The 19,692-nt window shown below is 71.1% G+C and carries 17 protein-coding genes and 1 tRNA gene; 8 read left to right on the top strand and 10 right to left on the bottom strand.

From position 1 onward, the window contains the following. Nucleotides 1–10: 10 nt before the first annotated feature. From AC0665_RS15570 to AC0665_RS15555, 4 genes are read left to right on the top strand one after another with little or no spacing between them, the layout of a single operon-like run. On the top strand, nt 11–208 hold the full coding sequence (locus AC0665_RS15570; RefSeq protein WP_363121420.1) for a hypothetical protein: 198 nt from the start codon (nt 11–13) through the stop codon (nt 206–208). Then, nucleotides 205–843 carry an aminodeoxychorismate/anthranilate synthase component II gene (locus AC0665_RS15565; RefSeq protein WP_306927411.1) on the top strand — a complete coding sequence of 213 codons (639 nt, stop codon included), beginning with the start codon at nt 205–207 and terminating at the stop codon, nt 841–843. The genes AC0665_RS15570 and AC0665_RS15565 overlap by 4 nt, the downstream gene beginning before the upstream one ends. Beyond that, on the top strand, nt 840–1,994 hold the full coding sequence (locus tag AC0665_RS15560) for a class E sortase (protein ID WP_478705172.1): 1,155 nt from the start codon (nt 840–842) through the stop codon (nt 1,992–1,994). The genes AC0665_RS15565 and AC0665_RS15560 overlap by 4 nt, the downstream gene beginning before the upstream one ends. Before the next feature lie 13 nt (nt 1,995–2,007). Beyond that, on the top strand, nt 2,008–2,757 hold the full coding sequence (locus AC0665_RS15555) for a class E sortase (RefSeq protein WP_478705171.1): 750 nt from the start codon (nt 2,008–2,010) through the stop codon (nt 2,755–2,757). Nucleotides 2,758–2,795: 38 nt separating this feature from the next. On the opposite strand, the gene AC0665_RS15550 is transcribed toward AC0665_RS15555, so the two are convergent. The 7 genes from AC0665_RS15550 to AC0665_RS15520 all read right to left on the bottom strand — a co-directional run bounded on the left by AC0665_RS15550 (nt 2,796) and on the right by AC0665_RS15520 (nt 12,254). Further along, a complete protein-coding gene (locus tag AC0665_RS15550) occupies nt 2,796–3,827 on the bottom strand; it encodes a restriction endonuclease (RefSeq protein ID WP_478705170.1) in 1,032 nt (343 codons plus the stop codon). 192 nt (nt 3,828–4,019) lie between these two features. Beyond that, nucleotides 4,020–6,050: a Stk1 family PASTA domain-containing Ser/Thr kinase gene (gene pknB, locus AC0665_RS15545; RefSeq protein ID WP_468408081.1), complete on the bottom strand. Its 2,031-nt coding sequence runs from the start codon at nt 6,048–6,050 to the stop codon at nt 4,020–4,022. 168 nt (nt 6,051–6,218) lie between these two features. Continuing rightward, on the bottom strand, nt 6,219–7,697 hold the full coding sequence (locus AC0665_RS15540) for a peptidoglycan D,D-transpeptidase FtsI family protein (RefSeq protein ID WP_478603077.1): 1,479 nt from the start codon (nt 7,695–7,697) through the stop codon (nt 6,219–6,221). After that, nucleotides 7,694–9,151: an FtsW/RodA/SpoVE family cell cycle protein gene (locus AC0665_RS15535; protein WP_478603079.1), complete on the bottom strand. Its 1,458-nt coding sequence runs from the start codon at nt 9,149–9,151 to the stop codon at nt 7,694–7,696. Before AC0665_RS15535 ends, AC0665_RS15540 begins: the two co-directional genes overlap by 4 nt. Nucleotides 9,152–9,173: 22 nt before the next feature. After that, nucleotides 9,174–10,727 carry a Stp1/IreP family PP2C-type Ser/Thr phosphatase gene (locus AC0665_RS15530; RefSeq protein WP_363121413.1) on the bottom strand — a complete coding sequence of 518 codons (1,554 nt, stop codon included), beginning with the start codon at nt 10,725–10,727 and terminating at the stop codon, nt 9,174–9,176. A 140-nt stretch (nt 10,728–10,867) separates the two neighbouring features. Then, on the bottom strand, nt 10,868–11,380 hold the full coding sequence (locus AC0665_RS15525; protein WP_097217959.1) for an FHA domain-containing protein FhaB/FipA: 513 nt from the start codon (nt 11,378–11,380) through the stop codon (nt 10,868–10,870). A gap of 10 nt (nt 11,381–11,390) precedes the next feature. Next, a complete protein-coding gene (locus AC0665_RS15520) occupies nt 11,391–12,254 on the bottom strand; it encodes an FhaA domain-containing protein (RefSeq protein WP_478603084.1) in 864 nt (287 codons plus the stop codon). Between the two features lie 471 nt (nt 12,255–12,725). On the opposite strand from AC0665_RS15520, the gene AC0665_RS15515 reads away from it, so the two are divergent. Continuing rightward, nucleotides 12,726–12,809 (top strand) — tRNA-Leu (locus tag AC0665_RS15515). Nucleotides 12,810–12,911: 102 nt separating this feature from the next. Here the strand turns inward: AC0665_RS15515 and AC0665_RS15510 are convergent. The 3 genes from AC0665_RS15510 to AC0665_RS15500 all read right to left on the bottom strand — a co-directional run bounded on the left by AC0665_RS15510 (nt 12,912) and on the right by AC0665_RS15500 (nt 16,738). Beyond that, a complete protein-coding gene (locus AC0665_RS15510) occupies nt 12,912–13,445 on the bottom strand; it encodes a winged helix-turn-helix transcriptional regulator (protein WP_468408091.1) in 534 nt (177 codons plus the stop codon). A gap of 135 nt (nt 13,446–13,580) precedes the next feature. Beyond that, complete coding sequence (locus tag AC0665_RS15505) at nt 13,581–16,019, bottom strand: ABC transporter permease (protein WP_478705169.1); 2,439 nt, start codon at nt 16,017–16,019, stop codon at nt 13,581–13,583. Then, complete coding sequence (locus AC0665_RS15500) at nt 16,013–16,738, bottom strand: ABC transporter ATP-binding protein (RefSeq protein WP_478705168.1); 726 nt, start codon at nt 16,736–16,738, stop codon at nt 16,013–16,015. The genes AC0665_RS15505 and AC0665_RS15500 overlap by 7 nt, the downstream gene beginning before the upstream one ends. A gap of 155 nt (nt 16,739–16,893) precedes the next feature. Here AC0665_RS15500 and AC0665_RS15495 point away from each other — a divergent pair, with 155 nt between their 5' ends. The 3 genes from AC0665_RS15495 (at nt 16,894) to AC0665_RS15485 (ending at nt 19,582) form a co-directional block, all read left to right on the top strand. Further along, the gene (locus AC0665_RS15495; protein ID WP_478508413.1) at nt 16,894–18,165 is read left to right on the top strand and encodes a sensor histidine kinase; all 1,272 of its coding nucleotides are present in this window, start codon (nt 16,894–16,896) and stop codon (nt 18,163–18,165) included. Beyond that, complete coding sequence (locus tag AC0665_RS15490) at nt 18,155–18,814, top strand: response regulator (protein WP_478705252.1); 660 nt, start codon at nt 18,155–18,157, stop codon at nt 18,812–18,814. The genes AC0665_RS15495 and AC0665_RS15490 overlap by 11 nt, the downstream gene beginning before the upstream one ends. A 99-nt stretch (nt 18,815–18,913) precedes the next feature. Further along, complete coding sequence (locus tag AC0665_RS15485) at nt 18,914–19,582, top strand: ScbR family autoregulator-binding transcription factor (RefSeq protein WP_468408099.1); 669 nt, start codon at nt 18,914–18,916, stop codon at nt 19,580–19,582. The last annotated feature ends 110 nt before the right edge of the window (nt 19,583–19,692 follow it).

Here is a 19,692-nt window from a genome sequence, read left to right as displayed (position 1 = left end):
GCTGTACGGCGTGGGTCTGGTGCCGTGGTACGACGGAAGGGACGGCATGTACGGCTGGATCTGGCGGCATCTGCCGGGGAACACGTGGGCCAAGGCAGTGATCTCACTCGTCCTGGTCGTGGCCATGGTCTACGTCCTCTTCCAGTACGTCTTCCCGTGGGCGGAACCGCTGCTGCCCTTCAACGATGTGACGGTGGACAACCAGTGAGCGCGCGCATTCTCGTCGTCGACAACTACGACAGCTTCGTCTTCAACCTGGTCCAGTACCTGTACCAGCTGGGCGCCGAGTGCGAGGTCCTGCGCAACGACGAGGTGTCCACGGCGCATGCCCAGGACGGCTTCGACGGTGTCCTGCTCTCCCCGGGCCCCGGCACGCCGGAGCAGGCCGGGGTCTGCGTCGACATGGTCCGGCACTGCGCCGACACGGGCGTTCCGGTCTTCGGCGTCTGCCTCGGTATGCAGTCGATGCAGGTGGCGTACGGCGGTGTGGTGGACCGGGCGCCCGAGCTGCTGCACGGCAAGACCTCGCTGGTCGAGCACGGCGGCGGGGGCGTGTTCGCGGGTCTGCCGTCGCCGTTCACGGCGACGCGCTACCACTCGCTGGCCGCCGAGCCGGCCACGGTCCCGGCGGAGCTGGAGGTCACGGCCCGTACGCACGACGGCATCGTGATGGGCCTGAGACACCGCGAACTGCCGGTCGAGGGTGTGCAGTTCCACCCCGAGTCGGTGCTGACCGAGCACGGGCACCGGATGCTGGCCAACTGGCTGGTGGAGTGCGGCGACCAGGGCGCGGTGGCGAGGTCGGCCGGGCTCGCCCCGGTGGTGGGCAGGGCCTCGGCGTGACCGCGCTGCGCCCCGAGCGCGAGTCCGACACCTCGTACGGGCAGCAGTCGTACGGGGCGCGGGGTGCGTTCGAGGAGTGGCCGGGCGGGGAGTCGTACGGGGTGTCCCCGCACTCGCAGCCGCGACCGCAGCAGCCGTACGCGTCGTACGAGCCCGTGCCGGAGTCGTACGGGCCCGTGCCGGACGAGCCGTATCGGCCGCCCGCCGACGAGGAGACGGTGGCGCTGCGGATACCGGATCCTCCGCCGGGGACAGGTGCCTCCACAACGGGCTCTGCGGCTTCCTCCGCCTCACGACGGGACGGATCCTCCCATGAGGGCCGCGCGGCCCGGAGAAAGGCCGCCAAGCGCCGTCAGGGGCGTCATGGCGGGGCGGCGCCGGGCACGTCGGACACCCCGCCCGCTCCGGCCGCTGCCGGGGGCCGGTCGGGGGCGCCGCTGTCGCGGGTCGAGGCACGGCGTCAGGCCCGGGCGCGCAAGCCCGGCCCGGCGGTCGTCGCCAGCCGGGCGATAGGCGAGGTGTTCATCACCACCGGCGTGCTGATGCTGCTGTTCGTCACCTACCAGCTGTGGTGGACCAACGTCCGGGCTCACGCCCAGGCCGGCCGGGAGGCGAGCAGCCTTCAGAACGACTGGGCGAGCGGCAAGCGCAACCCGGGTGTCTTCGAGCCGGGGCAGGGCTTCGCCATCCTGCACATCCCGAAGCTGGACGTGGTGGTCCCGATCGCCGAGGGCACCAGCAGCAAGGGCGTGCTCGACCGGGGCATGGTCGGGCACTACGCCGAGGGTGCGCTGAAGACCGCGATGCCCGGTGACAAGAGCGGGAACTTCGGGCTGGCGGGTCACCGCAACACCCACGGAGAACCGTTCCGGTACATCAACAGGCTCGCTCCCGGTGATCCGATCGTCGTGGAGACGCAGGACGAGTACTTCGTCTACAAGATGGCGTCGATCCTGCCGGTGACGTCACCGAGCAACACGAGCGTCCTGAATCCCGTGCCCACGGGTTCCGGATTCACCAAGCCCGGCCGCTACATCACGCTGACCACGTGCACGCCGGAGTTCACCAGCAAGTACCGGATGATCGTCTGGGGCAAGATGGTCGAGGAACGGCCGCGCAGCAAGGGCAAGCCGGATGCGCTCGTCAGTTAAGGGCAGATGACCTGTGGCAGCGACCACCGACACCGACCACGACAAGCACACCGGCGGGGCGTCCCAGCCGCCCGCGGCGCGCCGCGGGCCCGGCCCGATCGCCCTGGCGGTCAGCTTCTTCGGGGAACTCCTCATCACCGCGGGCCTGGTCCTCGGGCTGTTCGTCGTCTACTCGCTGTGGTGGACGAACGTGGTCGCCGACCGGGCGGCCGGCAAGCAGGCCGACAAGGTCCGTGACGGCTGGGCGCACGGCCGGGGCGGTCCCGGCGCGCTGGACACCAAGAACGGCATCGGCTTCCTGCACGTGCCGGCGATGAGCGACGGCGAGGTGCTGGTCGAGAAGGGCACGTCGAGCAAGATCCTCAACGACGGCGTGGCCGGCTACTACACCGAACCCGTCAAGGCGACCCTGCCGATGTCGGGCAAGGAGGGCAACTTCTCCCTGGCCGCCCACCGGGACGGTCACGGCGCGAAGTTCCACAACATCGACAAGATCAGGAAGGGCGACCCGATCGTCTTCGAGACGAAGGACAAGTGGTTCGTCTACAAGGTCTACGACATCCTTCCCGAGACCTCGAAGTTCAACGTCAAGGTCCTCTCCCAGGTCCCGAAGGAGTCCGGCAAGAAGAAGCCGGGCCACTACATCACGCTGACGACCTGCACGCCGGTGTACACGAGCACGTACCGCTATGTGGTGTGGGGCGAGCTGGAGCGGGTGGAGAAGGTGGACGAGGCGCGTACGCCGCCTCAGGAGCTGCGCTGATTGCCCTCGTCTGTGGGCCTTCCGTCGTGGTCCGGTCGCTACTCCAGGATGCTCAGGGCCGTCCCGGCGCTCCATTGCTCCACCAGCCCACGATGTACGGCGGTGATGCCGCTGTCGGCTGCGATGTTGAGGGCGTCGCGGGTGAAGGGGCATGTCGCCACGAACAGGGCCAGGTCGGAGTGGTGCAGGACCTTGGCCGCCCCGATGAACTTCTGGACTTCGGGGCTGGTGATGGAAAGGTGGGGCGCGAATCTCTTGCACTGGACGACGAGGCGCCGCCCGTCCGCCGTGAGCGCGGTGATGTCGATACCCCGGTCCCTTCCGCCGCCTTGCACGAAGACGTTGGTGCAGCCGTCGCGGCGCAGCAGTCCGGCGACGTGTTCTTCGAACTCGCGCCCGTTCATGGCGTCCATGGCGGCCATGACTCCGGCGAGGGGACGGTCCTCTCGGGGACTTTCCAGCCGCTGCAGCCGGGTGTGGTGCTGGCGGAGCCGCTTCTCGATGCGCTGGACGCCTGCCCGCAGGGCGATGAGTTCGCGCCGGTGCTCGCCCGAGGTTTCGATCAGGGCGTTGAACATGGGGACGACGGTCGTTCCCAGGACTTGGGTGATGCGCTGGTCGATGCGGGCGTCGAGGGAGGCGGCATCGGTCGGGGCCGGGTTTTCCACAGGCTGTGTGCGCGCCAGGTACTCCATGTCCAGGAGGTACACACGCACCTGACGTGCGACGTCGCTGTCCCGGAGCAGCATGGCGATGTTGAGGACGGCGCGCCGGGGGAAGAGAGCGAGGGAGCGGGTGCGTGACTGGATTCCACTGAGTTGCTTGAAGTAACTCAGTTCCGTCCCTGTCAGAACTCGGTACCCGCTCGCTTCGAGCTCTGCACGGTGGTCGTGCACGAGGGCACGGATGACTTCCACCGTCACTGAGAAGTACGACGCCACCATCGCGGTCGTCACGTGCATCCCGTCCGGTAGCAGCGACAGTGCCTTGACCCTGTCGAGTACGTCCGTGCGGTCGAGGACGCTGCCGCGCAGGGTCTGCGATTCCAGCAAGGCCGCTTCGTTGATCACGTTCTGCCCTTCGGCTCGTATGGCCGGGGCGGGGTTCCGACTCCCCACCCCACCCGGTGAACGAGTCGGGACATATGAAGACACGATCGAACGACGCACGTTCTTGCGGGGATGTCGTCGGCCGTGAAGCGGCAAGAGCCCCCGGCCGTGAGGGCCGGGGGCTCTGTGGTGTGACGGTGTGGTGAGGGTGGGTCAGTCGTCCTCGTTGCCGCCGGTGAGGCCGCCGAAGATGCCGCCGTTCCCGCCGCCGCCGTTGTCGTTGCCGCCGTTGTTGTTCCCGAAGCCGACTGTCTGGAGGGTGATCGTCGTCCCTGCCGGGTCGTCGACCTCCTGGTTGGGGTTCGGGTTCTGGCCGGCGACGAGGGCGTTGTCGCTCTGGTCGCTGCCGTTCGCGAACTGGATCTTGGTGAAGCCCTGCTGCGCCAGGAGCTGCTTGGCCTGGCCGACCGTCTGGCCGACGACCTGCGGGACCTTGACCTTCTGCTGCTGCTTCTTCTTGCCGATCTGGATGTTGACCGACGAGTTCGGGTCGACCGCGGTGCCGGCCTGCGGCGTGGTCTGGATGACCTTGCCGACCTGGCTGTCGTCGTCGGTCTCCACCTCGGTGCAGTTGCCGACCAGGTTGCTGGCCTGCATCTGCTGCTTGGCGGAGTTGCAGTCCCGGCCGAGCACGTCAGGGACGGTGGACTTCTCCGCCTCCTTGGCGACGGTCAGGGTGATCGTGGAGCCCTTCTCCTGCTCCGTGTCGCCCTTCGGGTCCTGGTCGGTGACCACGCCCGGGGTGCGGTCGGACTCCTCGGTCTTCTGGTCGACGTCGAAGCCCTTGCCCTCGAGCAGGTCCTTGGCCTTCTCATAGGTCAGGCCCGTGACGTCCGGCACCGTCACCTTCGGCGCCCCCGTCGACACGACCACGGAGATGGTCTCGCCCTTGTTGACCTCCGTCTTGGGCGTGGGGTTCTGGGAGCAGACCTTGCCCTTGCTCTGGTTCTCGCAGGGCTTGCTGGTGGTGCTCAGCTTGAGGTCGCTGTTCTTCGCCAGTTGCCTGGCGTCGTTCAGCGTCTCGCCGACGAGGTTGGGTGCCTCGACCGTGTCGTTGCTCGCGCCTCCGTCGCCGCTGACCGCCCACCGGCCGATCAGGATGGCGCCGACCAGGACCAGGAGGCCCGCCACGACCAGCAGGATGGTGGAGGTGTTGGACTTGCGCTGCTGGCCGCGGCGCCGGTCGGGGCGGTCGTCGTAGCCGTAGCCGCCGTCGTCCGGGTTCATCGGGGGCAGCATCGAGGTGGCGCCCGCGCCGGAGTCGGCGCGCAGGGCCGTCGTCGGCTGGTCGTCGGGGTAGCCGCCGTAACCCACCGAGCCCATCGCGGCCGTGGCCGCGACCGGCTGGCCGTCGAGGCAGGCCTCGATGTCGGCACGCATCTCGTCGGCCGACTGGTAGCGGTAGTCCGGGTCCTTGACGAGCGCCTTCAGCACGATCGCGTCCATCTCGGGCGTGATCTCGGGGTCGAAGACCGACGGGGCCTGCGGCTCCTCCCGGACGTGCTGGTAGGCCACGGCCACCGGGGAGTCGCCGACGAAGGGCGGACGCACGGTCAGCAGTTCGTAGAGCAGACAGCCGGTGGAGTACAGGTCGGAGCGGGCGTCGACCTGCTCGCCCTTGGCCTGCTCCGGCGAGAGGTACTGGGCGGTGCCGATGACCGCGGAGGTCTGCGTCATCGTCATGCCGGAGTCGCCCATGGCGCGGGCGATGCCGAAGTCCATGACCTTGACCTGGCCGTTGCGCGTCAGCATGACGTTCGCCGGCTTGATGTCGCGGTGGACGATGCCGGCGCGGTGGGAGTACTCAAGGGCCTGGAGGATGCCGATGGTCATCTCCATGGACCGCTCCGGCAGCAGCTTGCGGCCGGAGTGCAGCAGTTCACGCAGGGTCGAGCCGTCCACGTACTCCATGACGATGTACGGGATCGACACGTTGTCGATGTAGTCCTCGCCCGTGTCGTAGACCGCGACGATCGCGGGATGGTTGAGCGAGGCGGCCGACTGGGCCTCCCGGCGGAACCGGGCCTGGAAGGAAGGGTCACGCGCGAGGTCCGCGCGCAGCGTCTTCACCGCCACGGTGCGTCCGAGGCGGGTGTCATGCGCGAGGTAGACCTCCGCCATGCCACCACGCCCGAGCACCTGGCCCAGTTCGTACCGGCCGCCGAGGCGACGCGGCTCTTCCATAGCTACCTACCAGCCCTCTCCGTCGGTCCCGACCGGCACGCTTGTACGGTCGAGGCTGCCGTCCGGGCCTACCGTACCCGGCTCGTTCTGTGTGACCTGGCCAAGCCCGTCAGCCGATACAGGACCGGTATCGCAACGTGCACCGATGTGAAGCAGACGTGATCGGGGTCACTTGTTGCTGTTGATGACCGCCTCCATCACGTTCCTCGCGATCGGTGCCGCGAGGCCGCCGCCGGAGATGTCGTCACGGACGGCGTTGTCGTCCTCGACGACGACCGCCACGGCGACCGGCGAGCTGCCGTCCTCGCCCTTGGCGTAGGAGATGAACCAGGCGTAGGGGTTCTCGCTGTTGTCGACGCCGTGCTGGGCGGTACCGGTCTTGCCGCCCACTGTGACGCCGTCGATCTTGGCGTTGGTGCCCGTGCCCTTGTCGACGACCGTCTCCATCATCGACTGGAGGATCTGGGCGTTCTCCGCCGACAGCGGCCGGCTCAGCTCCTCGGGGTCCGTCTTCTGGATCGGGTCGAGACCGGGCGACTGGAGCGCGTCGACCATGTACGGCTTCATCAGCTTGCCGTCGTTGGCGACGGCCGAGGCGACCATGGCCATCTGCAGCGGGGTCGCGGCGGTGTTGTACTGGCCGATCGAGGACAGCGCGGTCTGCGAGGGGTTCATGTTGTCGGAGAAGACCGAGGCGTTGGCGCGGACCGGCGTGAACTGCTCCTCGTCGAAGCCGAACTTCTTGGCCATGTCCAGCATCTTGTCGTTGCCGAGGTCCGAGCCGATCTTGCCGAAGACGGTGTTGCAGGAGTACTGGAGGGCGACCCGCAGGGTGGCGTCCTTGCAGGGGATGTTGCCCTCGTTGGGCAGCTTGGTGGTGGTGCCCTTCATGATCCAGGGATCCGGCGAGTCCGTCTTGGCGTCGGCGCTGGTGTACAGCCCGTCCTCCAGCGCCGCGGCCGCGGTGACCACCTTGAAGGTGGAGCCGGGCGGGTAGGTCTCGCGCAGTGCCCGGTTGAGCATCGGGTCGTCCGGGTTGTTCTTCTTCTGCAGCTTCTGCCAGGCCTCGGTGTCCGTCGTCGTGGAGTTCCCCGCGAAGGACGAGGGGTCGTACGACGGGAAGGAGGCCAGGGCCAGGATCTTGCCCGTCGACGGCTCCAGGGCGACGACGGCGCCCTTGCCGCCCTGCTTCTTCAGGCCGCTGTACGCGGCCTTCTGCGCGGCGGCGTTCAGCGTGGTGACGACGTTGCCGCCCTGCTGCTTCTTGCCCGTGAGCATGTCGAGGGTGTTGCGGAAGAACAGCCGGTCGTCGTTGCCCGTGAGGATGCCGTCCTCGATGGACTCGAGCTGGGTGGCGCCGAAGGCCTGCGAGGCGTAGCCGGTGACCGGCGCCCACATCGGGCCGTTCTTGTAGGTGCGCTTGAACTTGAAGTCGCTGCCCGACGACTCGGCGGAACCGGTGACCGGCTTCCCGCCGACGATGATGTTGCCGCGGGGGGAGGCGTAACGCTCGATGGTGACGCGGCGGTTGTTCTTGTCGGTCCTCAGCTCGTCGGCCTTGACGTACTGGATCCAGTTGTCGCGGATCAGCAGGGCCAGAACGAGCAGGCCGCAGAAGATCGCGATCCGGCGCAGGGGCTTGTTCATGACGGGCGGACCACCTGGGTCATCTCGGCGTCGGGGTTGGCGGCGGGAGCGGGAGCCGGGCGGCGCGCGGTGTCGCTGATCCTCAGCAGGATGCCGATCAGCGCCCAGTTGGCGATCACGGAGGAACCGCCGTACGCCACGAACGGCAGCGTCATACCGGTCAGCGGGATGAGGCCCATCACACCGCCGGCCACGACGAAGACCTGGAGGGCGAAGGCGCCGGACAGGCCGATCGCCAGCAGCTTGCCGAACGGGTCGCGGGCCGCGAGGGCGGTGCGCACGCCCCGCTCGACGATCAGGCCGTAGAGCAGCATGATCGCCATGACGCCGGCCAGGCCCAGCTCCTCGCCGAAGGTGGCGAGGATGAAGTCGGAGTTGGCGGCGAAGCCGATGAGGTCGGAGTTGCCCTGCCCGAGACCGGTGCCGAGGGTGCCGCCGGAGCCGAAGGCCCACAGGGCCTGCATGGCCTGTTCGGAGTGGACGATGCCGTCCTGGACGCCGGAGCGGGAGAGCTCGAACTCGTGCATCGGGTCGAGCCAGGCCTGCACACGCGTCTGGATGTGCGGCTCGAAGCTCGCCACGCCGACCGCGCCGACCGCGGACATCAGCAGACCGAAGACGATCCAGCTGGTCCGCTCGGTGGCGACGTACAGCATGATGATGAACATCCCGAAGAACAGCAGGGATGTACCGAGGTCGGTCTCGAAGACCAGGATGAGGATCGACATCACCCAGACGACGAGGATCGGACCCAGGTCGCGGCCGCGCGGCAGGTACAGGCCCATGAAGCGGCGGCTGGCCAGGGCCAGGGCGTCCCTCTTGACCATGAGGTAGCCGGCGAAGAACACCGCGAGGGCGATCTTCGCGAACTCGCCGGGCTGGAGTGTGCCGAGGCCTGGGATCTTGATCCAGATCTTGGCGCCGTACGTCGGGGCGCTGAGACCGGGGATCAGCGGCATCACCAGCAGGAGCAGGGCCGCGGCCATGGAGATGTAGGTGTAGCGCTGCAGGACGCGGTGGTCCTTGAGGAAGATCAGCACGCCCACCAGCAGGGCGACGCCCATCGCGGAGTACAGCAGCTGCCGGGGAGCCGCCTCGACGAACTGCTTGCTCGCCTGGAGCTTCTCCGACTGGTCCAGCCGCCAGATGACCACCAGCCCCAGCCCGTTCAGCAGGGTGGCCAGCGGCAGCATCAGCGGGTCCGCGTACGGCGCGAACTTGCGGACGACGAGGTGGCCGACGCCCGCGAGCAGACCGAGCCCGAGCCCGTAGCTCAGCAGGCCGGGAGGCACCGAGTCGTGGAGGGCCAGGCCGACGTTGGCGTAGGCGAACACCGGGATGACGACGGCGAACACCAGCAGCGCGAGCTCGGTGTTGCGCCGGCTCGGCGCGCCGATGGCGCCGATCGTGGACGTGTGGTGCGTCGCCGAGTGCGACGTATTCGTACCGCTCATCGTGTGACAGGGCCTCTCACGGCTACTGCTTACCGCACAGCGAGACGACCTTCTGCTCTTCCTCAGAGAGGCTGGGGCCGGGGCTGGGAGTGGGTGCGGTCGTGGTCGGGGGCGTGGACTTCTCCGGTGCCGACGGTGAACCCGACGGGCTGGACGGGTTCGGCGTCGGTGTGGCCTTGGACGTGAAGGAGGCGGGAGTGGTTCCCGTGGTGCCCCCGGCCTCGCCTTCGCCGGTCTTGGAGTTGTTCTTGCTCTCGGCTTCGCGCCGCTGCGCCTGCTTCTTGCACGCGGAGGCCTGCACCGACAGTTCCTGGATCTTCGCCTGGGCGTCCTTCAGTCCGCCCTCGGGGATGGTCGCCTCGACCAGCTTCTGCTGGTAGGGCGGCAGGTACTTGAGTTCGATCTCGGGGTGGTCCTTCTCGACCTTCGAGAGTGAGACCCAGGCCAGGTCCTGGCTGATGCCCCGGTACAGCGCGACGTGCTCGTCCTCGGTGCCGACGTAGTACTGCGTCTGCGTCCAGCGGTAACCGCCGTACAGGCCGCCGCCGATGACGGCCAGCGCGAGGATGCCGTACAGGGATCTCTTCAGCCACCGGCCCTTCCTGCGGGGCTTGGTGAAGTCGTCGTCGCCGTAGTCGAAGCCGGACGCCGGGATGTAGCCGGTGGTGTCGCCGGAGCCGGGCGGGCCGAACTCGCCGCCGCCGCCCTGGCCGTGACCCCGGCGGCCGAGCCCGGAGGCACGGCCCGCGGGGGTCTGCATGATGCCGTTGTCGTGCAGCTGGTGCTGGTTCTCGGCGACGGCGCCGACCACGACCGGGGTGTCGGACAGCTGCCCCGCGAGGGTGTCGCCGGTGTCGAGGTCGAGGACGTCGGCGATGATGACCGTGATGTTGTCCGGGCCGCCGCCGCGCAGCGCCAGCTCGATCAGGTTCTGGACGGTCTCCTGGGGGCCCTGGTAGCTGGCGAGGGTGTCCTCGAGGGTCTGGTGGGACACGACCCCGGACAGGCCGTCGGAGCAGATCAGGTAGCGGTCGCCGGCGCGGACCTCGCGGATCGACAGGTCGGGCTCGACGTGGTCGCCGGAACCGAGGGCGCGCATCAGCAGCGAGCGCTGCGGGTGCGTGGTGGCCTCCTCCTCGGTGATGCGGCCCTCGTCGACCAGGCGCTGCACCCAGGTGTGGTCCTGGGTGATCTGCGTGAGGACGCCGTCGCGCAGCAGGTAGGCGCGCGAGTCGCCGACGTGGACCAGGCCGAGGCGCTGGCCCGTCCACAGCAGGGCGGTGAGGGTGGTCCCCATGCCCTCCAGCTGGGGGTCGTCCTCGACCATGGAGCGCAGCTGGTCGTTGGCGCGCTGCACGGCGGTGCCGAGCGAGGTGAGGATGTCGGAGCCGGGGACGTCGTCGTCGAGGGCGACGATGGTGGAGATGGCCTCGGAGGAGGCGACCTCACCGGCTGCCGCGCCGCCCATGCCGTCGGCGATGGCGAGCAGGCGCGGGCCGGCGTATCCGGAGTCCTCGTTGCCCTCCCGGATCATGCCCTTGTGCGATCCGGCCGCGAAGCGCAGTGACAGACTCATGCGCACCTCGCCTGTCGGCTCCGGGTACAGCCGGTCGTGTCGAGCCACACTGCCCACCCTCCGGTCGGGAGCGCGCCGGGGGCCGGGGTGGGGCCCGCCGCTGCGTGCTCGCTCCGCTCGCGCCTATCCATGATGTAGCACTACTTCCGCAGCTCGATGACGGTCTTGCCGATGCGGATCGGCGCGCCCAGCGCAATCGGTGTGGGAGTCGTCAGCCGGGACCGGTCCAGGTAGGTGCCGTTGGTGGAGCCGAGGTCCTCGACGATCCACTGGCCGTCGCGGTCCGGGTAGATCCTGGCATGGCGGCTGGAGGCGTAGTCGTCGTCCAGCACGATCGTGGAGTCGTGCGCCCGGCCCAGGGTGATGGTCTGGCCCTGGAGCGCGACCGTCGTGCCGGTGAGGGTGCCCTCGGTCACGACCAGCTTGGTGGGAGCGTTGCGGCCGCGCCGGCCGCCGGCGGGCTGCTGGCGCTGCGGCGGCGGTGCCTGGCGGGCGGCGGCCTGCTGCTGGCGGCCCGCCTCGCGGCGCGAACCGCGCTGGGTGACGCGCGTACCGAAAAGGTCGCTGCGGATGACCTGCACGGCCACGATCACGAACAGCCACAGTACGGCCAGGAAACCCAGCCGCATGACCGTGAGGGTCAGCTCTGACATTGCCCCCGCTTCACCCTTCGGCTTGCCGGTAAATGATGGTGGTGCTGCCCACGACGATCCGCGAGCCGTCGCGGAGCGTAGCGCGGGTGGTGTGCTGCCCGTCCACCACGATGCCGTTGGTGGATCCGAGATCCTGGATCGTCGAGGGCGTTCCGGTCCGGATCTCGCAGTGCCGGCGGGAGACGCCGGGGTCGTCGATCCGCACGTCGGCGTCGGTGCTGCGGCCCAGCACCAGCGTCGCGCGGGAGATCTGGTGGCGGGTGCCGTTGATCTCGATCCAGTGGCGGGTGCGTCCGCCGGCGGCCGGTGCGGCCGTGGGCCGCTGGGCGCCCGCGGCGGGCGGGTAGCCGTACCCGCCGGGGCGGCCGCCGGGGGGCGGCGAGGCGGGCATGGGCGGGGCGCCGCCGGGCGCGGCGGACGGCGGGTAGCCGTAGCCGCCGGGGCGTGAACCCGGCGCGGCGGGGGCGGCGCCGCCCCCGGGGCCGCCCTGCTGGCTGCTGGAGGAGGCGAGCGTACGGCTGCGCACCCGGTACAGGCCGGTGTCGAGGTCGTCCGCCTTCTCCAGGTGCACCTTGATCGGGCCCATGAAGGTGTAGCGCTGCTGCTTGGCGTAGTCGCGCACCATGCCGGCGAGTTCGTCGCCGAGCTGGCCGGAGTAGGGGCTGAGCCGCTCGAAGTCCGGGGTGCTCAGCTCGACGATGAAGTCGTTGGGCACGACCGTCCGGTCGCGGTTCCAGATGGTGGCGTTGTTGTCGCACTCACGCTGGAGAGCTCCCGCGATCTCCACGGGCTGCACCTCGGACTTGAACACCTTGGCGAAGGTGCCGTTGACCAGACCTTCGAGACGCTGCTCGAACTTCTTCAGGACTCCCATGGGGCACCTCCTCCGTACTGCCGTCCTGTGTACTGCCCTGCGGGCCGCTTGCCTGGTACTGCTTACTGATCGTATCCACGCGCCGCTCGATCGGCTGGTTCCCCCTGTCAGCCCCGCCGACGGGTGTCGACGCATGACGAGGTTCCCTGTGGAGCTCCCCTTCGAACTCCTCCGGTGCTACTGCTGCGCGTAACCGCCTCACGTATGCCTGACAAGGATCGTAGAGGCGGCCGGAGACCAGTGTCCCGCACCCGGCTGTGGACCCGGACCCCCTCCTGCGGAGACGGCGGGTACCGGTACGAGGTTGATACGTGAACCGGTACGCGTTGATACGTGGCAGGGACATCGAAGGTTCGGCGGCGGGTCCGCCAGCGGCGATAAGGGATGTGAATCCACCCCTTCCAGCGTGCTAATGTTCTGGGTGTCGGAAGGCGCCCGCCCCAAGGGGCAGACGCCCAGGACACACCCAATGCGCGGGTGGCGGAATAGGCAGACGCGCTGGATTCAGGTTCCAGTGCCCGCAAGGGCGTGGGGGTTCAACTCCCCCCTCGCGCACCGTGGGAACGGGCGGCATCGATCAGATGCCGCCCGTTCTTCGTTTTGGGGGTGTGGTGGTCGTCTCGGGCTGTCCGCCGCGTGTGCCGTGTGAGGAAGGTCTCAGGCCTGGTCGGTCCGGCTTTCCCCCAGGGTCCGCCCCGGGGCGAAGCGTTCCCGTACGGCCGGGGTGTCCAGGAGGCGGGCGGGGTAGCCCGGGCCGGTGCGGACGGACATGTCCCGCTGGCGCAGGGGCTCGCCGCAGGCGGAGCAGACGACCCGGGCCTCGGTGTCGTGGTCGCACGAGGTGTGGTGCAGGACCACCGGGGCTCCCTCCTCGCCGGCCAGCCAGCGGTCGCCCCAGGCGTTGATCGCGGCGAGGACGCCGAAGAAGTCGCGGCCCTTGTCCGTCGGCAGGTACTCGTGGCGGACCGGGTCGCTCTGGTAGGCGCGCCGCCGCAGCAGGCCCTCGGCCTCCAGGCGCCGCAGCCGGTCGGTGAGGGTGTTGCGGGCGATGCCGAGGGTGCCGATGAAGCCGTCGAAGCGGGTTTCGCCGTAGAAGACCTCGCGCAGGACCAGCAGGGTCCAGGCGTCGCCCAGGATGTCGGCGGTGCGGGCGATCGAGCAGGGCCAGGTGCCGAACGACGTCCGTCTCATGGGTTCACTGTAGAAGGCCGTTCCCTGTTCGGTCTCATGATGAGATCGACCCGGCCGGGCGGGTCCCGCGCGTCGGTGCGGAGACCCTGCCGGTCGTGCGCGTCGGCGCGGTGCGACCCCGCCCGGCCGGGTGGCTCATGTGCGCGTTCCCGCGGAGCCCGCCGGGGCGCGGCGCAGGGCGAGGGCGGCCGGGACCGTCGCGGAGAGCACGGCCAGCAGGGCGCAGAGGGCCGCCGTCGTGGCGAGGGCCTGCCAGGGGAGGGCGATGGTGGGCCGGACCGACAGCAGGGCGAGGGCGCCCCACAGGCCGGCCAGGTTGACGCCGGTGACCAGCAGGCCGAGGAGCGCCCCGGCCGCGACCGCCGTCAGGGCCTCGGTACCGGTCAGCCGCAGGACCTGCCACCGGGTGGCTCCGGCCAGCCGCAGCACGACCAGGTCGCGGGCGCGGTCGGAGGCGGCCATGACCGTGGTGTTGACCACGGAGATGCCCGAGTAGAGCAGGGCGATGCCGAGGACCAGGAAGAGGCCGAGGCGGGTGGTGCGGTCGGTCTCCGGGCGGGTGGACCTGATCCAGTCGTCCCCGGTGAGCACCCGGCCGTCTCCCGGGCCGACCGCCTCGCGCAGGGCGGCGGCCACGGCGGCCGGGGCCGTGCCGTCGCGGAGGGCCACGTCCACGCGGTCGACGGTGGCGCCGGGGGCGTTGCGCGGGGTGACGTAGACGCCGTTGTCGCCGGTGCCGGTGGTCATCACGGCGGCGACGCGGAGGGTGCGGGGTGTGCCGTCGCCGAGCCAGACCCGGACCCGGTCTCCCACCCGGTGCCGCCGCCACTCCTCGTTGACGACGATCGAGTCGTCGTCGAGGTCGCCGAGCCGGCCCGCCGCGAGCTGCAGACGGGTGGTGGCCGCCAGGGCGCCGGGGGTGGCGGCGCGGGCCTCGGAGCGGATCAGGGCCACGCCGTCCTCCAGGACGTGGACGGCCGTCGAGGACGTCGGGGAGATCCGCGTGTGCGGTACCGCGCGCAGTCTGCGCAGGGTGTCCGCGTCGAAGCCCGTTCCAGCCGTGGGGGTGACGACGAAGGCCGCGGTGGTGCGGTCGCTCGTCTCGGTGGTCTTCGCGTCGTTCAGGGTCGCGGTGGCGCCCAGGAGTGAACCGGCGAGCGCGACCGTGACCAGGACGGGGGCGGCGAGGGCGGCGGTCCGGCGCACTGCGGTGGCGGTGTTCTCCCGGGCCAGCATGCCCACGGCCGACGGGAAACAGGTCAGCAGGCGCGTCAGGGGCCGCAGCACGAGGGGCGCGAGCAGGGCGGCCGCGGTGATCAGGAGCATCGGGCGGCTGATGTAGGTCTTGCGGTGCAGCAGGTCGGACGGGTCGCCGGTGAGGGACCAGGCCGCCAGCGCGACGGCCGTGAGCAGCAGGACCGTGCCGCACAGCAGGCGGCCCCGGGTCAGCGGCGCGCTGTCCACGACTGCTTCGCGCAGGGCCTCGGTGGGGGCGATGCGCCCGGCCCGCCAGGAGGCCGCGATCGCTCCGCACAGGGCGACGAGCAGGCCCGTCAAGAAGGCCGCGTGATACGGCCAGGTGTGCTCCCCTAGGGCGAACCAGGCGGGGGCGAGACCCTCGTCGACCACCCGGGCCACCAGCGGCGGTGCCGCGTGGGCGCCCAGCGCGCAGCCGGCGGCCGAGGCGAGGACGCCGACGGCGAGGGCCTCGGCCAGGACGGTCCGGCGGATCTGGGCCGGGGTCGCCCCGGCGGTGCGCAGCAGGGCGAACTCCTTGCGGCGCTGGGCGACCGCGAAGGCGAAGGTCGAGGCGACGACGAAGACCGACACGAAGGCGGTGACGCCGCCGGCGGTGCCGAACAGGGCGTTCGTCGCGGTGAGCGCCTCACGGTCACGGTGGGGATCGGCGTCGGCGAGGCGGCGCGCGTCACCGGTGAGGACCGAGGCGCTGCCGCCCACGGCCTTCCGTACGGACGCGGGGTCGGCGCGCACCACCAACTGGGCGGTCGACGGGTCCAGTCGGGCGGCGCGGGCGTCCGTGAAGAACACGGCGTTCTCGAAACCGCGTGCCGCGAGGGTGCCGACGACGCGTACGGGGCCCCGGTCGGTGCGGATCCGTTGGCCCGGGCGTGCCCAGTCGCCGGTGACGACGGCCTCGTCGGCCGCGCGCGGTGCCCGGCCGCCGGTGAGGTCGTAGGGGGCGAACGCGGCGGTGGACCAGGGGTGGCCCACCAGGTCGGCGGGGCCGCCGCGCGCCCGTACGGGGAACGCCCGGTCCTCGACGACCGGGCCCAGCTGCCGCAGCCGCCCGACGGTGGCGGGCGGTACGGGGCGCGGGTGGGCGAGGGGGGATTCCCTGGTGCCGATCGGGGTCGCGACGCGCAGGGTGTCCTGGCCCTTGACCACGACCGGCGCCGCCGCGAAGCGTTCGGGGCCGCGCTCCGGCGCGGTGGTGGTCGCGGCCAGGGCCAGGCCCATCACGGTGAGCAGGGCCACGCCCAGGCCGAGCGCGACGAAGCTGCCGGTGAAGGTGGCCCAACGGGTGCGCAGGGTGCGCAGGGTGACGCTCAGCACGGCACGGCCTCCAGACGGGTCATGCGGGTGGCGATGGTGCCGGCGTCGGCGCCGGTCAGCTCCCCGGTCACGCGGCCGTCGACGAGGAAGACCACACGGTCGGCGTACGCGGCGGCCACCGGGTCGTGCGTGACCATCACGACCGTCTGGCCCTCCCGGTCGACCATGTCGCGCAGCAGCTCCAGCACCTCGTGGCCGGTCCGGGTGTCCAGGGCGCCGGTCGGTTCGTCGCCGAACAGCACGTCCGGCCGGATGATCAACGCCCGGGCCAGGGCGACGCGTTGCTGCTGGCCGCCGGAGAGCTGCGAGGGCCGGTGCCGGGCCCGGTCCGCGAGGCCGACCTGTGCCAGTGCCCGCCGTATCCGGTCCGCCGGGACACGGCGGCCGGCCAGGCGCATGGGCAGGGCCACGTTCTGCGCGGCGGTCAGCGAGGGCAGCAGGTTGAACGCCTGGAAGACGAACCCGACGCGCTCTCGCCGCAGCAGGGTGAGGCGGCGTTCGCTCAGCCCGGTCAGCTCGGTGCCGCCCAGGGTGACCGAGCCGGAGGTGGGCCGGTCCAGGCCGGCCGCGCACTGGAGCAGCGTCGACTTGCCGGAGCCGGACGGGCCCATGACGGCGGTGAAGGTCCCGGAGGGGAACGTGAGGGAGACCGCGTCGAGCGCGGTCACGGAGCCGTAGGTCCTGGTGACCGTGTCCAGCCGAATGGCGTCGTGTGTCATGGGTTCCCCCCGGTGTCGGTGTGCTTCCACGAAACCGGGCGGGGGCGGGTCCGCGCACTGCGGCGGGGCCTAGACCTGGGGTAGGGCCAGGCATACCCCCGGGTCTCCGCCTGAGCCCATGGCCGGGGCGGCGGCCCGCTTCTACGGTGATCCCCATGCGTCCTCACAACGTGTGGCAGGCCCTGTCCCGCCCCGGCTATCCGCTGTCGGCGTGGCCGTGGCGCTCGGCCGCCTACCTGCTCACCGGCGCGGTGACCGGAGCCGTCGTGCTCGTGGGGATCGTGGTGTCGGCGGTGGCCGGCGGGGTGCTCGCGCTCGCCCTGGTGGGGCTGCCGCTGCTGCTCGGGACGGCCCTGGCGGGCCTTGCGGTGGCGGCGGTGGAGCGGCTGCGGCTGCGGCTGGTCGACGCGGAGCCGGCGCCCGATCCCCACCGGGCGCCCACGGAGCCGGGGCTGCGGGCCTGGCTGTCGACGCGGTTGCGGGAGCGGGCCACCTGGCGGGAGCTGGGTCACGCCCTGCTGTTCGCGGGGCTGTTGTGGCCGGTCGACGCCCTCGCGTTCGCCGTGCTGCTGCTGGGGCCGCTGTCCGTGGTGGCGACCCCCGTGCTGATGGCTGTGCTCGGTGAGGCGAAGGTGCTTAAGGTGTGGCTGGTCACCACCTGGCCGGCCGCCGTCGGGTGGGCCGCCCTCGGGCTGGTTCTGCTCGTCCTGGGCGTCTATCTGCTGGGCGTGGTGGCCGGGGCCCGGGCCGGGCTGACCCGGCTGCTGATCGCGCCCCGGGAGGCCGACCTGGGGGCCCGGGTGGTCGAACTGGCCCGCTCCCGGGTGCGGTTGGTGGACGCCTTCGAGGCGGAGCGGCGGCGCATCGAGCGCGACCTGCACGACGGGGCGCAGCAGCGGCTCGTCGCCCTGACGATGACGCTCGGGCTGGCCCGCCTCGACGCCCCGCCCGGTCCGCTCGCCGACCAGCTCGCCAAGGCGCACCAGGAGGCGGGCGCGGCCCTAGCGGAGCTGCGCGAGCTCATCCACGGCATCCATCCCAAGGTTCTCGCCGACTACGGTCTCGAAGCCGCCGTCGCCGACGCCGCCGACCGTTCGGCCGTGCCGGTGGACGTCGATCTGGAGCTGCCCGGGCGGCTCTCCCCGGCGGTGGAGGCCGCCGCCTACTTCGTGGTGTGCGAGGCGCTGGCCAACGTGGGCCGGCACAGCGGCGCGAACCGGGCCGAGGTGAGCGGCGGGCACCGCGACGGGCGGCTGCTGCTGCGGATCCGCGACGACGGGCGCGGCGGAGCGCGGGCCGGGGAGGGCAGCGGGCTGACCGGGCTCGCCGACCGGGTGTCGGTGCTCGATGGCAGACTCTCCCTGTCCAGTCCGCCGGGCGGACCGACCCAGCTGTGTGTGGAGATCCCTTGTGAGCCTGCGAGTTGAGCGGCCGCTGCGCGTCGTCCTGGCGGAGGACAGCGTGCTGCTGCGGGACGGGCTCGTCGGACTGCTGACGCGCTGCGGGCACGAGGTGGTGGCGGCGGTGGGGGACGCCGAGGCGCTGGTCGCGGCCGTCGGGGAGCACGACCCGGACGTGGTGGTGACGGATGTGCGGATGCCGCCCGGCTTCCAGGACGAGGGCCTGCACGCGGCCGTGCGGCTGCGCCAGGAGCGGCCCGGGCTGCCCGTGCTGGTCCTCAGCCAGTACGTGCAACGCCGGTACGCCGCCGAACTGCTGGACTCCGGCGACGGCACGGGCGTCGGCTATCTGCTCAAGGACCGCGTCGGCCAGGTCGAGGAGTTCGTTCAGGCGCTCGGCGACGTGGCGGACGGCGGCACGGTCGTCGACCCGGAGGTCGTACGGCAGCTGCTGCGCCGCCGCCGGGATCCGCTGGAGCGGCTCACCCCGCGTGAGCGGGAGGTGCTGGCGCTGATCGCCGAGGGCCGTTCCAACAGCGCGATCGCCCGCGAACTGGTCGTCTCGGAGGCGGCCGTGGGCAAGCACGTCTCCGGCATCCTCACCAAGCTGGACCTGCCCCCGGCGGACTCGACCCACCGCCGCGTGCTGGCGGTGCTGGCGTATCTGCGGGCCTAGGCCCGTGTCCGCTCGTGCGGCCCGTAGTCGACGCGTTGTATAAAAACCAGCGAGTTGGTTTCATTGCGTCGCCATCAGAGCCCTGCAGGGGAGCCACGGGTGACCAAACAGGACCGGGCCGTCCGGACCCGACGCGCGCTGATCCGTTCGGCGGCCGAGCAGTTCGAGGACCGGGGCTATGTCCGGGCCAGTCTGGCGGAGATCAGCGCGGGGGCCGGAGTCAGCTCCGGCGCGCTGCACTTCCACTTCGCCAACAAGGCCGCCGTCGCCGAGGCCGTCGAGCACGCGGCGGCCTGTGCCCTGCGCGCGGTCGCGGTCCGCGGCCGCGGGGGCGACGGCTGTGCCCTGCAACGCCTCGTGGACCTCTCGCACCACGTGGCCCGGCTGCTGTGCGCGGACGTCGTGGTGCGGGCGGGACTGCGGCTCAACGCCGAGGGGGTCGCCGGGCGGGTGCGGGATCTGCGCCGCGAATGGCGGGAGTGCGTGCTCGGGCTGCTGGCCGAGGCGGAGCGCCGGGGTGAACTCGCCGCGGGTGCGACGCCGCACCGCACCGGGGCCGTCGTCGTCGCCGCCACGACCGGCATCGAGGTGCTGGCCCGGGAGGACCGCGGCTGGCTCGCCCGGCCCTCGCTGACCGACGTGTGGCAGCTGCTGCTGCCGTGCGTGGCGGCACCGCGGCTGGCCGGGACGCTGAATCCGGCGGGGAGTGAAGCGGCGGCCCCGGACTCCCGGGCGGAGCCGGGCCAGTGGGGGCTCGTGGTGCGGTAGGACGCCCCCTGGCCGACGGTGGGTGAAGCCGTGGCCAAAACAAACCGGATCCCAAGTTTTTTCGGCCCGCGAACCGCAGGATGGTCCCCCAGCCTCTGGACCAAGGAGCG

Source organism: Streptomyces sp. NPDC043685 (assembly GCF_056436585.1).
Note: the sequence above shows the minus strand (reverse complement) of the source record. Positions and strands in the feature narration are given on the sequence as shown.